The following is a 15,421-nucleotide window of genomic DNA, read 5'->3' on the forward strand; positions in this document are numbered from 1 at the left end:
AAATATTCCCACGATCCCACCTTGCTGGCATTGTTCAGTTTCCTGCCGCACAAGAAGGGAAGGTGTCGCTCCTACGGAGCTACCATGTGTTCTTGGATTCGCGCTGCCCACATCAGACACCGCTGGTGTCTGATGTGGGCAGAAAACACCTTTGAATCCAGATCAATCAGCTCCATAGGAGCGGAATGTTCTTAGATATTATTCCCAGCCGAATGAGCTGCGTAGCTGCGATATATCTCAGCAGGGGAAAGAATTCAGGAAGTTACTTCCCGACCACTCCGAGCACCGCTTGATGGGCTGGTTTGGGAGCCAAAGATCTATCGAACAACAGCGGATAGTCTGTTCTACCACGCGCAGGCCAGTTGTTTTTCCAGGATTGCCCATCGTGCACTCCCCACAAAGTAACCCTCGTGATGATGTCTTGATGCTTATGAAACAGCTCGAAAAGGTCCGCATATCTCTGAGCCAAAGCCATCTGCACAGAATCAGGCAAGCCATTTTTGTATGGGTTTGCCTCTGCATTATTTTCAAAGCTGGCTGATAGATCGGCGCCTTCTACATTTCGTGGGTTGGGTAACACTGTTATGTCGAGTTCGGTGATCATCACCTTTAGTCCTGCATTCCCAATTTTCAAAATACTGGTCTCGATTTCCTCTAAAGTTGGCCTGTCTAATCCCCAATGACCCTGCATCCCTATACCATCTATCCGCAAGCCCTTAGCTTTAATCGCTTTAGCTAGTTGCACGGCACCATCACACTTCTCTGTCCTGTTCATGCTATAATCATTGTAATAAAGTTCGGCCTCAGGATCAGCCATGGCTGCATACTCAAAGGCCTTGTATATGAAATCCACTCCTCCGATTTGGTAAAACAAGGACTCTCGAAAAGTACCATCATCATTGAGCGCCTCATTCACCACATCATAGCCTCCAATCTTGCCCTGATAGCGGCCCATAATGGCATTGATGTGATCTTTCATCCGACCAAAGAGTGCCGTGCTGTCGATAAGATCATTGTCTTCGTCCCGAAAAACCCATTCCGGTGTTTGATTGTGCCAAATAAGCGTATGCCCAACCATGAACTGATCATTTCTATCTGCCATCGCCACTAACTTATCCGTATACTCGAAGTTGAAAGTATCAGGCTTCGGGTGCACATACATCCACTTCATAGCATTCTCTGGAGTGAGGCTACTAAACTCATTCCTGATAAGTGTAGATTCGGCAGAATCTTTCTCCAGGATTTGTCCCCAGCCCAGGGCTGCTCCGATATAAAAATCGTCCGCATAGGCGGTACGCAAAGTCGGTCCCACCTTTTTCTCAGTCTGAGCACAGGACATCGTCAGGGTAAAAAACACCCCGGAAATAATCAAAAATTTTAAATCCTTCATTCTCATTATTTTTTCTTTAATTCACCATTTATCAACCTCCAGATATTGAGCGGGTTATGATCCCTCAACGCTAAGGGCAAGGAGGCCTGTGGGAAATCCTGGTAACATACCGGCCTCACAAATCTTTTGATGGCCCCTGTCCCTACGGAGGTGGACTGAGGTGCTGTGGTAGCCGGGTAAGGACCTCCATGGACCATAGCTTGCCCCACCTCAACCCCTGTTGGGTAACCGTTGAATAGTAGTCGTCCCACCTTTCGTTCCAAAATATGAATCAGGTCTTTGTATTCCTCCAGGTCTGCATCGGTACCATGGATGGTGGCGGTCAAATGTCCCTGCATTTTTCTTGCTACCTCCAGCATTTGGTCTTTTCCCTCAGCTATGACACTCAAAGTGGACGGGCCAAACACCTCTTCCTCAAGACCCGACTGCCCTAAGAAATCAGTTGCTTTTGTTTTGAAAATTTTGGACGGTACCTGGTTTTTACCCTGTCCGGAAATTCCTTCGGAAACTATCTCCACCCCTGGAAAAGATGTCAACCTGTTCACCCCGGCCTCATAGTTATCCTTGATTCCTTCAGATAGCATAGTACCTGAGGCAGTTTTAGAAACCAGGTCTCCCATTGCTTCCAAAAGCTGACTTGTTTCTGTCGATTCACTAGCGATCACCAACCCAGGATTGGTACAAAACTGGCCTACCCCCATATTCAATGAGCCAACCAGACCTGAAGCCAGACCTTCACCACGAGCGCTCACGGCTCCTGGTAATAGGAATATCGGATTAGAGCTTCCCATTTCAGCAAAGACGGGAATTGGAGTATTACGCTGATTCGCTGCATCGAAGAGCGCTTTTCCTCCCCGAAAGGAGCCAGTAAATCCAACAGCCGTAATCCTGGGGTGCAACACAATAGCCATTCCGACCTCCACTGAGGTCCCTTGTACCAGAGAGAAAACACCGTCAGGCATACCTGTTTTATTGGCTGCACTCACAATGGCTTGAGCTACCATCTCAGAGGTACCCGGGTGCAACGGATGTGCCTTCACTACCACGGGACAGCCCGCTGCCAGGGCAGAGGCCGTATCCCCTCCGGCTACAGAAAAGGCCAACGGGAAGTTACTCGCTCCAAAAATGCCCACCGGTCCCAAAGGAACCAGCATCTGCCTGATATCTGGCCGGGGAAGAGGTTGTCTATCGGGGATTGCCGTATCAATGCGCGCATCCACCCAGGAGCCCTCACGGACAAGGCTGGCAAACATTTTGAGCTGGTTGATGGTACGCATCCGCTCTCCGTTCAGGCGTGCGGCGGGAAGAGCAGTCTCTGACATACAGCGTTCGATCAGCTCATCGCCCAAAGCCCAAAGCTCATCCCCAATGGCCTCAAGGAAAAGCGCCCGATCCTCTGAAGACTGCTCTTTATATTCCTGAAAGGCGGCTTCAGCTTTCAATACTGCACTACCTACTTCAGCTTCTGTAGCTTCATAAAAGCTGATGGGTAACAGGTCTCCGGTAGCCGGATTAACGGCCCGAAAAGTGTTCCTACCCATCCCTGTTCGCTCTGATCCTATAAAATTTTGCCCCGTTAGTATCATGTCTTTTCGGTTGATTATGCTACAAAATTGATGAGGGTGCCGATATGATCGATCGTAATCCTGATCTCATCGCCCTGCTGCAATGTAAATTCGTTAGGTGGTACTATCCCCGTTCCTGTCATAAGGTAGCAACCACTTGGAAAGGAGGTTTCGAGTATTAGATAATGAACAAGGTCTTCAAATTTTCTTTTGATCTGGCTAATTTCTATCTGCCCGTGAAACATCTGCTTATCTCCTCTCAATATCTCCAGGTGGATCTCTGAATCCTCGGCCATAGGATCTTCAGAAACGTAAATACATGGGCCTACAGCAGCAGACTGGTCATAACATTTAGCCTGTGGCAGGTAGAGGGGATTCTCACCTTCTATATCACGAGAACTCATGTCATTGCCCGCTGTATAGCCTATGATCTTCCCTCCTGAACTGACCAAAAGGGTAAGCTCAGGCTCGGGTACATTCCATTTGGAATCCTTTCGGATATTAACTTTCCCCCCAGGACCTGCCGTACGGTAGGGCATGGCCTTCATAAAAAGCTCTGGTCGGTCAGCACTATATACCCTATCATAAAAATCGCCACCCCCGGAATCTTTGGACTCATCCATCCTGGCTTCCCGGCTTTTGTAATAGGTAACTCCCGATGCCCATATTTCCTGACGTCCTATAGGAGCAAGCAATTCACCCTTTAATACTTCAGCATCGTTTATCGGCCTTTTGACCGAAATCCTCTCATTTGCGTAAGCAAAGAGATCATCTCTGTTGATAAACTGATCCCAATCTTCATGAAAGGAATAACACTGCTCATCCTTTTCCACAAGGATGCAAGTTCTTGTTTTATAAATTTTCAAAACTTTCTCATTAGTTAGGTTAAACAAATGCACCAAAGAATACTCATTACCTCAAAAGGTTCTACTCGAACTTTCGCATGTCTATACAAAAAAACTTAACAGCGTGAGCAAAATCATAGCAGAAAGACCAAGAACCGCCGTACCGACACTTTGCAGACGATAGCCCTGACTCACATTCATTCCGCTCATTTGAGTCACTACCCAAAAAAAACTATCATTGGCATGAGACACTACTGCAGAACCTGCCCCAATAGAGATCACCACCATGGCCTTTTCTATTTCTGTGTCCATACCCAAAACCAACATCAACGGAGCTATAATAGAAGCTGTAGTGGTCAAAGCAACAGTGGATGATCCCTGAGCCGTCTTGATCCCGGCAGCCACCATAAATGGCAGCCAAAGTCCTATTCTGTAATCGGATGCGAAGCTCCCAAGAATTTCACCGATATCTGATGTCTGAAGCATTTTACCAAATGCTCCGCCTGCCCCTGTGATGAGAATGATCACAGAGCCGGTTTTCAACGCGTCGCCTACCCATCCGCCAGTACTCAGCATGTCTTTGTCCAGCTTTTTCGGTAGCAAAAGGGCTAGTAAAACACCTATAAATAGTGCCGTAACCGGATTGCCCAAAAAGAAGATAAAATCAACCAAAATACCGGTTCCAAATGGCTCTGTCGGGTAATCTGCGATAGACCTGAGCACAATGAGCAATATGGGTACCAGTATGGGCAAAAAAGATTTTATGGAAGATGGTGCTTCCGAGATTTTTTGTTGGATTTTCTCTCTGGTCTGCTCTGGCTGTGGGTCTATATAGACCTTTCCGGCATACGCTTTCGAAAAGAAAATAGCCACCACCAGCGCCCCGATACTTGTATAAAGGCCAATCAGAATCACAATCCCCAAATCTGCTCCCACCAAACCAGCTGCAGTGATAGGGCCCGGTGTAGGTGGCACCATAGTGTGGGCGGCTGTAAGACCAAGTGAAAGCGCAATAGCCGTCCCGGCCAAAGACACTCCAGCTTCCTTTGCCAAAGCTCGGTTCAGAGATGAAAGAATGATGAACCCACTATCGGCAAATACAGGAATGGATACGATATACCCGATCACCCCCATGGCGAGGTGTACGCGCTTTTGGCCAACCACCCTCAGCACCTGACTGGCCAGGGCATAAGCACCTCCTGATTGCTCTAAAAAAGCACCTATAATAACACCTGAAATAATGATGATCCCGATTTTTCCGATGGTTTCCCCAAAGCCGATATTAATTGTCTGAATAATGGTCTCTGGTGCCATCCCTGAGCAAAAACCAAAAAACAAACAAGCAACCAGTAAGGCCAGAAAAGGATGCAAAGAAAATCTACTAGTCGAAATGACTATAAGTAAAATACTCAGAATAATCAGTACAATAGTCAGCATTATGGAGAGGTTTTAGGGTGATTATTAATGCAAGTCTCTGGTTACTTCCGACCCTGATGAGCCTTTGAGGAAATCAAAATCGCAACCCTTATCGGCTTGCTCCACATGCTGAATGAACATTTTTGTATAGCCCCTTTCAGCCACGGGTTTAGGTTTCACCCAATGCTTTCTCCGCTCTGCCAACTCTTCATCCGACACATGCAGGGTGAGACGCTTACCTTTCACATCAAGTTCTATCAAGTCACCATTCCTCACAAGGGCCAGATTGCCACCAATGGCAGCCTCTGGTGACACGTGTAAAACCACGGTACCATAGGCTGTACCGCTCATACGCCCATCGGAGATTCTTACCATATCCTTCACGCCTTTTCTGAGCAATTTCTCCGGCAGGTCCATATTACCTACCTCCGGCATACCCGGATAACCCACCGGCCCCACACCTTTGAGGATCATCACGGAAGTCTCATCTATTTCAAGCGCCGGGTCATCGATCCTTTGGTGATAATCCTCGATCGTCTCAAAAACAACTGCTTTCCCTTTATGCTGCATAAGTGCCGGAGTAGCTGCCGAGGGTTTGATCATGGCTCCATTTTCGCAAAGGTTCCCTTTCAGTACCACGATTCCCGCGTTCTCCTTGATTGGAGCGTCGACAGTGCCAATGACTTCCCGATCATAGCATGGTGCATTGCGACAATTATCTCCGATTGTTTTTCCATTGGCTGTGATGGCTCCAATATGAATCCGTTCTCTGATCTCATCAATTACTACCGGAAGACCTCCTGCATAGAAAAAGTCTTCCATCAGGTACTTTCCGGAAGGCATGAGATTAACTAACATAGGCATCTGGCTACCCAACCGATCAAAGTCTTCAATATCCAGATCCACGCCGATTCGTCCGGCGATGGCCGTCAGATGGATGGGCATATTAGTGGAGCCTCCTACTGCAGAATTGACTTTGATGGCATTTTCGAAAGCCTCTCTGGTAAGGATTTTAGATAGTTTTAAGTCTTCACGGACCATTTCAACAATCCTATTTCCCGCCAGATGAGCCATTACCTTTTTGCGCGAGTCTACAGCCGGAATGGCTGATGCTCCGGGAAGAGTGAGCCCCAATGCCTCTACCATCACCCCCATAGTGGAGGCTGTGCCCATGGTCATACAATGACCCGCACTTCTGGACATGCAGGACTCAGCTTCTACCATATCCTTTTCTGTGATGGTGCCTTCCTTTAGCCCCTCCGAAAGCTGCCATGTAAGTGTACCTGATCCCACATCCTTACCACGCCACTTACCGTTGAGCATAGGCCCTCCCGGCACCACAATGGTTGGTAAATCAACGCTGGCTGCACCCATAAGGGTAGAGGGGGTAGTCTTATCGCATCCAGTCAAGAGTACGATACCATCTAGTGGGTTGGCCCTGATGGTCTCTTCGACATCCATACTCACCAGATTTCTCCAAAGCATGGTGGTAGGCTTCATAATGGTCTCGCCCAAGGACATGACTGGGAACTCTAGCGGAAAACCTCCGGCTTCATAAATTCCCCGCTTTACGATTTCTGCAAACTCCCTGAGGTGGGCATTACATGGGGTAAGGTCAGACCAAGTATTGCAAATGCCAATGACAGGCTTCCCCCGAAACATATGATCAGGATGACCCTGATTTCTCAACCAGCTGCGGTGGACAAACCCCATTTTATCATCCTTGCCAAACCACTCCTCACTTCGTAGTTTTTCCTTTTTATCGCTCATAAGCGCTCATCTGTTTCGGGTTGAAAAAATAAGTCATACCAAATGCAAAATATTGGGGATTCCTTTCAGTGAAACTGGCTTGCCTGCCGCTGCAGACTCATAAATCTTATCAATGATGAACATATCCCGCTGGCCCATTTCACCACGAACCGTGCTCTGCTTGTCCTTTAAAATACATGTAGCAAAATCATCCATCTGGAGTGCCTGCTGATTGACAGCCGGGAAGTTCATAGCGCCTAAATGGGTCCTGCCTTTCAGGCCACCATATGAATAAGCAGGCGCCAACTCCCAGTTCCCCTCCTGAGCCTGTACTTTCAAATAATTAGAACTCTCTTCGTAGCTCGTCCTCATTTTGGCATTGATTCCCGTAGGGAAATCAAATTTGACATCCAGTGTACCCTCTACAGCGCCATAAAACGCTTTATCGACAGTGGTATCCGTAGCTTGTAGTGCGATGGGCAACTGACCGAGGGTATAGATGGTGCTTTGTATGGCATAGATACCCACGTCCATAAGTGGGCCCCCGCCTGCCATTTCTTTGTCCAGGCGCCAGCGACTTTTGTCTCTCAGAGGAAAAGCAAAACCAGCGTCTGATTCGAGTACCTTCCCAAATACCTGCCGCTGCCCCAGTCTCATGACCTCCAGGTTGTGAGGTTCGAAATGCAATCGATAGCCGATGGAAAGTTTCTTTTCAGCCTTGCGGCATGCATCAATCATCCTTTGACAATCTTCGTATTTGGTGGCCATCGGCTTTTCACAAATCACATGCTTGCCTGCCTGAGCAGCCCGAATCACGAACTCCGCGTGCATGGAATTGGGGAGGACCACGTACACAATGTCTATTTCATCATTGTTCGAGATCTCATCAAAGTTGTCATAGTTATAGACATTCTTAGATGGGATAAGATACTGGTCCACCCACGAATCTGCTTTCGAGGGGGTGCCTGTGACAATTCCCGCCAGGTAGCAGTTTTCTGTCCTTTCCAAAGCCGGTGCCAGTTGACCCGTAGCATAACCGCCTAACCCCACCAGTGCCACACCGAGTCCTCTTTTCTCACCTGCCCTACCCGAAGGACCTGAAAGAAGCCCAAGAGTGGTCAAACTGCTGGCCACCATGATGCTCCCTGTCGACTTGGCGGTATTGGATAAGAAATGTCTTCTTTTCATTGGACTAATGGTTTAGGTTCGGGGGACTCCCCTACTTAATGACGATCTTTCTCAGTTCGCTTTTGGAAGTCCCTTGTACTTTGAGTAAATAGATTCCGCTGGTTAAGTTCAGTGAAAGGCTCACCTCCTGCCCCTCCATTGGGGTAAAATCAGCCACCAGGTGACCACTCAAGTCATACAGTGTCACCTGATGCACAGGCTCTTTCGACCTGACCGTTAATTGGCCGTCAACCACCGGGTTAGGGAACAGCTCCAGATTCGAATGATTTTTCCATCCCAAAACCGTACGGTCTATGGGTGTGGAAGCATACTCTCTAAGCCAGGTCAATGCCGGTCGCTCCGTTCCATCGGTATTGATCAAATAAGCCTTCTGTGCGGTACGCCACATCCCACTACGCCACCCCCAGAGTGTGACTCCTATCACCGATTCGTGCTCCCAAAACAGTGGGAAAACTCGCTTGTACTCATCCAGCTGAATCTGATCTGTGGATCCATCTATATCCATCTCAGTCACCATGATCGGCAGGCCTGTATCACCCAGTTTATCGAGTTGATCGGTAATGGTGGTGGAGCTTCCAGTGGTAGAAAAGGCATGTGCCTGTACGCCGATTACATCTATCAGATTCTCTGCCTGCAACAGCTCTATGATTCTCTTGTATTTATTGGCATTACTGCTACTGCTCACAATGTTGTACTCATTGATCACCAGTTTGGCATTTGGGAAACGCTCTCTAGCCATGGTGAAGGCGGTGACGATCCAATCGTACCCGGAAGCTCCTCTACCCCCCAACGCATCTATGTAATTGCCATTGCCGGCACCACTCGGAGGATCATTGATAGGCTCGTTGACCACTTCCAAGTAATCCACATCGGGGTATCGCTCTGCCACAGCATCCATCCATTCGGTGATTTCCTCCAGCTGCTCCTCCACCGGCAAATCTTCGATCCAGGAGGGTTGCTGATTTCCCCAGATCAACACATGAAACCTAAACACAAAATCGTTTTCCTTGGCAAAATTGTAAGCCGCATCCAATGTGGCCCAGTCATAATTATCCCGCGTCCTTTCCACGCTTCCCCATTTTCCGGCATTTTCGGGCGTTACCTGATTCCAGTAAGTCTCATATCCGCTTAGCTGAGAGCTACTGTATACATTTCCAAGAAACTTCTCCATCCCATCGGCTATGGGCTTTTCCTGACTCACCGCCATCTGCCCCATGACCACCAACCCAATCAGCAACAATATACTTTTACTCATCTTCATAAAATATAATCTGTTATAATCACCTCAAATTTCCTATCGTTATTTCACCTTCAAATTCACAGAAACAGGAACAGACGCACCCAGTTCTAGACTTCTGCTGGTGGGCAGAGACCCGCCAACGTGTATTTTGAAATCACCCTTCTCCAGAATGGTTTCACCCTTCTCATTAACCACCTGAAGCATTTCAGGGTTTATGGTGAAGGAAATGCGCTGTGACTCACCTGCCGCAAGTTTCACCCTGCGAATGGACTGTAAAGAAAAAAGCGGAGTACTCACACTGGCTTCTACATCCGTCACGTACAGCTGCACCACTTCCTCTACATCAAAATCCCCTTCGTTGGTCACTAGAACCGAAACCTCAGCAGACTCTCCTGACTTTATTACCGACCGGGTGACGGCAGGGGTCCCATACTTGATTTTGGAGTAGTGTAGTCCAAAACCAAAGGGATACATCGGCTCGGCTGTCATGTATTTGTAAGTTCTGCCCATCATACTATAATCCTCATATGCTGGCAATTGATCCAGGCTCTTTGGAAAAGTAATCGGCAATCGCCCGGAAGGTGAGGCTTTACCGAAAACAATATCAGCGATGGCATTACCACCTTCTTCACCGGGGTACCACACCAATAACACTGCGTCAGCTATTTCGTGAACTTCAGAAAGATTCATGGGACTTCCACCAGTGACAATGGCTATCACAGGCTTGTCATTGTCGGCTTTAAGTTTTTTCAGGTAATCAATCTGATTGGCAGGTATATCATAATCCAGGCGGTCACCATAATGCGCGGAGGCAATGGACTCCCCTTCCTCTCCTTCAATAAATCCCGTGATTCCCATTACCATCAAAGTCGCATCTGAAGTATGTGCCACCCCAGACGACCAGTCCACGGGATTTACATTCGGCCGATCGAGCAACGTGCCAGCTCTATAATGCACCTGACTACCAGAAGCTACCGCAGCGGTGATGCCTTCTAAAACCGTGACCATATCAGGGTTTACCCCGTAATAATTTCCAATGAGTGGATCGATACCAGCCGCATTGGGACCTGTGACATAGTAGCGCGACAGGTCATTGGCCAAAGGCAACACTCCATTATTTTTGAGCAAAACAATAGACTTGACGGCAGCTTCCCGTGCCAACGCCCTGTGGGCAGGACTGTTCACCACATCCAGCGAAATGGCATTATATGGATTGGCATTGCTATCATCAAACATGCCCAGCTTGAACCTCGTCTCCAGCAACTTGGTAAGGGCCACATCAATCGTCTTTTCCTCGATCAACCCCTGATTCACCGCCTCCACCAGTGCCGGGAAGGTACTCCCGCAGTTGAGGTTTACCCCACTTTCGAGTGCCAAAGCTGAAGCATCTACCTGATTTTCTACAGTGCCATGTCCATTCTCTGAATAGAAATCCACAATGGCCCAGCAGTCACTCACGATGTGCCCATCAAAGTCCCATTCACCCCGAAGTACCTCCTGAAGCAAATAATTGTTGGCACAGCAGGGCTCATCGTTGGTGCGGTTGTAAGCACACATTACGGCCTCCACATCCGCCTCCACCAATGCTTTAAAAGCTGGAAGGTATGTTTCATAAAGATCCTTTTTAGAAACAACAGCATTGAACTCATGGCGCAAACGCTCCGGACCACTGTGCACCGCAAAATGCTTGGCACAAGCCGCGGTTTTCAAGTATCGGGAATCTTCTCCCTGAAGTCCTTTCACAAAGGATACCCCCAATCTGGTAGTCAAAAATGGATCTTCACCGTAAGTTTCCTGGCCGCGCCCCCACCTGGGGTCACGGAAAATATTGATGTTCGGTGTCCAAAAGGTGAGTCCATTGTATCGGTTGTAATAACCCTTTTTCAGTGATGCATTATACATGGCCCGAGCCTCATCAGAGATGGCTGAAGACACCCGGTAAGCCAGCTCCTCATCAAAGGTGGCTCCAAGTCCAATGGCTTGCGGAAATACCGTAGCCACACCAGACCGCCCTACTCCGTGCAAGGCCTCATTCCACCATTCATAAGGCGGGATGTTCAACCGTTCGATCGCGGGGCTGTTCATCATCATTTGCTGAACCTTCTCCTCAAGAGTAAGTCTGCTCACCAAATCCTTAGCCCGGGCCGCATTGGTAAGAGAAGTTTCCAGATAATCCTGGCTTTCTGCATTGTGACTAATGGCTGCCAGCACAATCAATAAAAAGGATGCTAATTTTTTCATCATTAAGGGATTTAAATTTTATATGACCACCCGGATATTTTTTACTAAATATATCCCTCCCTCAACTCATTGCGGGAAAGGCTTAACAATCCGTAGGGTATTCATTAACAAACGGTGCCTACATCAACAAGAAATGCACGCTCATTCACTCTCATTTCAAGCCTCATGTGATTTAAAAATGAAGCAACATCAGCCCTGATTTCAGAGAAGCTTTAGACATTCATTGTGGCAAAGTAGCACAGATTCCTAAATTTTAAACAATCGATTGCGTAAAAATTTCAGTTTTACCACACATCTCACTACTTTAGCCAAATAGCCGTGTTTGCAATTGTCAGATACGCGATTGATTCAACTCAAACCAGACCCCACGTGAAATATCTATTTAGCACTTTTTTGTTATTCGCACTTTTCATCCTTCCAGCATCAGCGGAAACAGGATATGAACTCTGGCTCAGGTACCATAAGATCCAAAATACCGAGCTCCTCAATGGCTATCTCGGCCAAATCAAGTCGTTTAGCGTAGTGGGTAGTTCGGCAACTCATGATGTGATCCGAAATGAGTTGAGTGCTGGCTTGAGTGGTCTGCTGGGTCAGCCATTCGAGCCATCCACCAGCAGCAAGGCTTCCTTGCTAGCTGGTCTATCCGATGAGCCGACTATCGCCCAATACTTATCTGAGTCAGAGTTGACACAGCTGGGTAAAGAAGGTTATCTGGTCAAGGCCATCTCACAAAAGGAGTCATCGCGATTTCTCATCACCGCCAAAGACCCGGTGGGCCTGCTCTATGGCACCTTTCATTTTCTGAAGCTCCTCCAAACCAACCAAAACCTGGCTTCCATTAATATTCTTGAAAACCCCAAAGTGGACATCAGAATCCTCAACCACTGGGACAATCTGGACAGAACTTCGGAGCGTGGGTATGCAGGATTTTCTATCTGGGACTGGCACAAACTTCCTGACTTTCTGGATCAACGATACATTGACTATGCGCGGGCGAATGCCTCCATTGGGCTCAATGCCACGGTGCTCACCAATGTGAATGCCAATGCATTGGTACTCACACCTGCTTATCTGGAGAAGGTGAAGGCATTGGCCGATCTTTTCAGGCCGTATGGAATCAAAGTCTACCTGACTGCTCGCTTCAGTGCCCCCATAGAGATTGGTGGGCTGGACACAGCAGATCCACTCAACTCAGACGTGACCAATTGGTGGGAGGAAAAGGTCAAAGAAATCTATGAGCATATTCCCGATTTTGGGGGCTTTCTGGTGAAAGCCAACTCTGAGGGCCAACCGGGCCCTCAAAACTACGGTCGCTCGCATGCGGAAGGTGCCAATATGATGGCAGATGCATTGAAGCCTTTTGGTGGCGTGGTGATGTGGCGTGCTTTTGTGTACAGCAGTGAAGAGCCTGATGACCGGGCCAAACAAGCCTATTCAGAATTCAATCCTTTGGATGGCTCTTTCCGACCCAATGTTTTGGTACAGGTGAAAAATGGAGCGATTGATTTCCAACCACGAGAACCTTTTCACCCCCTTTTTGGCGCCATGCCCAAAACCCCCGTGATGATGGAGTTTCAAATCACCCAGGAGTACCTGGGTCAGGCTACCCAACTGGTCTATCTGGCCCCTATGTGGAAGGAATGCCTCGATGCTGACACCTATGTCAACGGTCAGGGGTCAACGGTTTCTAAAGTGGTTGATGGTTCGCTACATGATTATAGTATCACCGGAATTGCCGGGGTTGCCAACACTGGGACTGACATCAACTGGACCGGTCACCCTTTTGCGCAAGCCAACTGGTATGCCTTCGGACGCCTGGCGTGGAATCCGGATCAGACTGCCCAGCAGATCGCAGAAGATTGGATTCGAATGACGTTTAATAATCATCCAAAAACGATAGCTGCGCTAAGCGATATGATGATGAACTCCTGGGAAGCCTCCGTGAATTACATGACGCCACTGGGGCTGCATCACCTGATGGGTACGGGACATCACTACGGTCCGGCACCCTGGGTCAGTAACCTGTCCAGAGCTGACTGGACACCAGTGTATTATCACAAGGCTGATGCCTTTGGGATCGGGTTTGACCGATCGGAGAATGGTAGCAATGCGGTGAGCCAATACGCACCGGAAGTGGCCAAAATCTTTAATTCTAAAGACGAAATCCCGGAGAAATTCCTCCTATGGTTTCATCATGTGGGTTGGGATTTTGAAATGAACTCTGGTAGGACCCTTTGGAACGAGTTGGCCTTCCGCTATCAGGATGGGGTGAACACCGTCAGAAAAATGCAGGAACAGTGGCAATCCGTACAACCCAAAATTGACGATGAGCGCTTCAAAAGCGTTCAAATGTTACTCACCATACAAGAAAAGGAGGCCGTTTGGTGGAAGGACGCCTCACTGAGCTACTTCCAGACTTTCTCCAAGAGACCCATTCCTGATAAGGTAGAGCCTCCCAAAAGATCGCTGGAGTATTATCAATCTTTGAAATTCCCTTTTGCGCCGGGTATACGTCCGAGCTGGTAAAAGCTAAACTGAGACAACTATGCATTTAATGGAACAAACCATGCGATGGTTCGGCCCCAAAGATCCGGTAAGTCTGGCGAACATCAGACAGGCAGGATGTACCGGGGTGGTCACCGCCTTGCATCAAATTCCGGTCGGGGATATATGGCCCGTGGAGGAGATAGAGATCAGAAAAAGGGAGATTGAGGCCGCCGGCATGACCTGGACAGTGATAGAAAGCCTGCCAGTGCATGAAGACATCAAAAAGCAAAGTGGGGACTACAAGCGATACATTGAAAATTACAAAGTCAGTCTTCGAAATGTTGCCACCTGCGGACTGAAGGTGGTCACCTACAATTTCATGCCCATACTCGATTGGGTGCGCACCAACCCATTTCATATCCTCCCCAATGGCTCCAGTGCCCTTCGATTTGAAAAAGCTGCTTTCATAGCCTTTGACTTATTTTTACTGAAAAGACCAAACGCCGAAAAAGACTATAACGAAGATGAAATACGATCGGCCGAACTGCGACTCAAGTCGATGGACGAAGCAGAAAAACAAGCACTCTATAAAAATCTACTCCTGAGTCTGCCGGGCAGTGAAGAAGCATTCACACCGAAGGCAGTGCTCTCAGCGCTCGAAACCTATGCACACATAGATACCCCTAAGCTCAAAGAGCACCTGTTTCATTTCCTAAGGGAGGTGGTGCCGGTAGCTGAAGAAGTAGGCCTGAAAATGGCCATTCATCCGGATGATCCGCCGTATTCCGTATTGGGGCTACCCCGAATAGTCAGTACAGAGCAGGATGTCAGGGAGCTGATCAATAGTGCACCCTCACCGGCCAATGGACTGTGCTTTTGTACCGGATCTTTCGGTGCACGAGCGGATAATGACCTGGTAGGGATGCTTCAACGTCTGGGTGAGCATGTCCATTTTTTGCATTTGAGAAATACCAAAAGGGATGCTGAGGGCAACTTTGAAGAGGCCAACCACCTGGACGGTGATACGGATATGGTGGCCGTGGTGAAAGAGGTGGTTCACCTGATGAACCGCCGACAGATTAGTCTGCCTATGAGGCCCGATCACGGGCATCAGATGCTGGATGACCTGAAGAAAACCACTTATCCTGGCTACTCAGCCATCGGCCGCCTGAAAGGTCTGGCAGAGCTGAGAGGTGTGGAGCGGGCGGTGGTGTATGGGGTTACAACCTAGCGACTTACTTTAGGCATAATCGCACATCGCTAACTTATGCCGGAGGGGTTTCGGACTTGCGAAGAGACC

At 48.3% G+C, this 15,421-nt stretch carries 10 protein-coding genes; 2 read left to right on the top strand and 8 right to left on the bottom strand.

Annotated features, from left to right (window positions below; all coding sequences use genetic code 11):
• Nucleotides 1-262: 262 nt before the first annotated feature.
• The 8 genes from GV030_RS08395 to GV030_RS08430 form a co-directional block, all read right to left on the bottom strand.
• Nucleotides 263-1,390: an endo-1,4-beta-xylanase gene (locus GV030_RS08395; RefSeq protein WP_159581698.1), complete on the bottom strand. Its 1,128-nt coding sequence runs from the start codon at nucleotides 1,388-1,390 to the stop codon at nucleotides 263-265.
• A 5-nt stretch (nucleotides 1,391-1,395) separates the two neighbouring features.
• Nucleotides 1,396-2,931, bottom strand: coding sequence for an aldehyde dehydrogenase (NADP(+)) (locus GV030_RS08400; RefSeq protein ID WP_255465251.1), 1,536 nt, complete (start codon nucleotides 2,929-2,931; stop codon nucleotides 1,396-1,398).
• A gap of 59 nt (nucleotides 2,932-2,990) precedes the next feature.
• A complete protein-coding gene (locus GV030_RS08405) occupies nucleotides 2,991-3,821 on the bottom strand; it encodes a fumarylacetoacetate hydrolase family protein (protein WP_159581702.1) in 831 nt (276 codons plus the stop codon).
• A gap of 81 nt (nucleotides 3,822-3,902) precedes the next feature.
• Nucleotides 3,903-5,237: a GntP family permease gene (locus GV030_RS08410; protein ID WP_159581704.1), complete on the bottom strand. Its 1,335-nt coding sequence runs from the start codon at nucleotides 5,235-5,237 to the stop codon at nucleotides 3,903-3,905.
• A 24-nt stretch (nucleotides 5,238-5,261) separates the two neighbouring features.
• Nucleotides 5,262-6,986 (bottom strand): IlvD/Edd family dehydratase, encoded by a 1,725-nt coding sequence (locus GV030_RS08415; protein WP_159581706.1) that lies wholly within the window; start codon nucleotides 6,984-6,986, stop codon nucleotides 5,262-5,264.
• A gap of 33 nt (nucleotides 6,987-7,019) precedes the next feature.
• Nucleotides 7,020-8,153: a Gfo/Idh/MocA family protein gene (locus GV030_RS08420; protein ID WP_159581708.1), complete on the bottom strand. Its 1,134-nt coding sequence runs from the start codon at nucleotides 8,151-8,153 to the stop codon at nucleotides 7,020-7,022.
• A 31-nt stretch (nucleotides 8,154-8,184) separates the two neighbouring features.
• Nucleotides 8,185-9,408, bottom strand: a complete 1,224-nt coding sequence (locus GV030_RS08425) for an endo-1,4-beta-xylanase (RefSeq protein ID WP_221413307.1) — start codon at nucleotides 9,406-9,408, stop codon at nucleotides 8,185-8,187.
• 45 nt (nucleotides 9,409-9,453) lie between these two features.
• Nucleotides 9,454-11,637, bottom strand: coding sequence for a glycoside hydrolase family 3 N-terminal domain-containing protein (locus GV030_RS08430; protein ID WP_159581712.1), 2,184 nt, complete (start codon nucleotides 11,635-11,637; stop codon nucleotides 9,454-9,456).
• Between the two features lie 366 nt (nucleotides 11,638-12,003).
• Between GV030_RS08430 and GV030_RS08435 the strand changes: the two genes are divergently transcribed.
• Together GV030_RS08435 and uxuA are read left to right on the top strand one after the other, a co-directional pair.
• A complete protein-coding gene (locus tag GV030_RS08435; protein WP_159581714.1) occupies nucleotides 12,004-14,160 on the top strand; it encodes an alpha-glucuronidase family glycosyl hydrolase in 2,157 nt (718 codons plus the stop codon).
• A gap of 19 nt (nucleotides 14,161-14,179) precedes the next feature.
• Nucleotides 14,180-15,352, top strand: a complete 1,173-nt coding sequence (gene uxuA / locus GV030_RS08440) for a mannonate dehydratase (RefSeq protein ID WP_159581716.1) — start codon at nucleotides 14,180-14,182, stop codon at nucleotides 15,350-15,352.
• The last annotated feature ends 69 nt before the right edge of the window (nucleotides 15,353-15,421 follow it).

This window comes from Marinoscillum sp. 108 (assembly GCF_902506655.1).
GTDB lineage: Bacteria > Bacteroidota > Bacteroidia > Cytophagales > Cyclobacteriaceae > Marinoscillum > Marinoscillum luteum.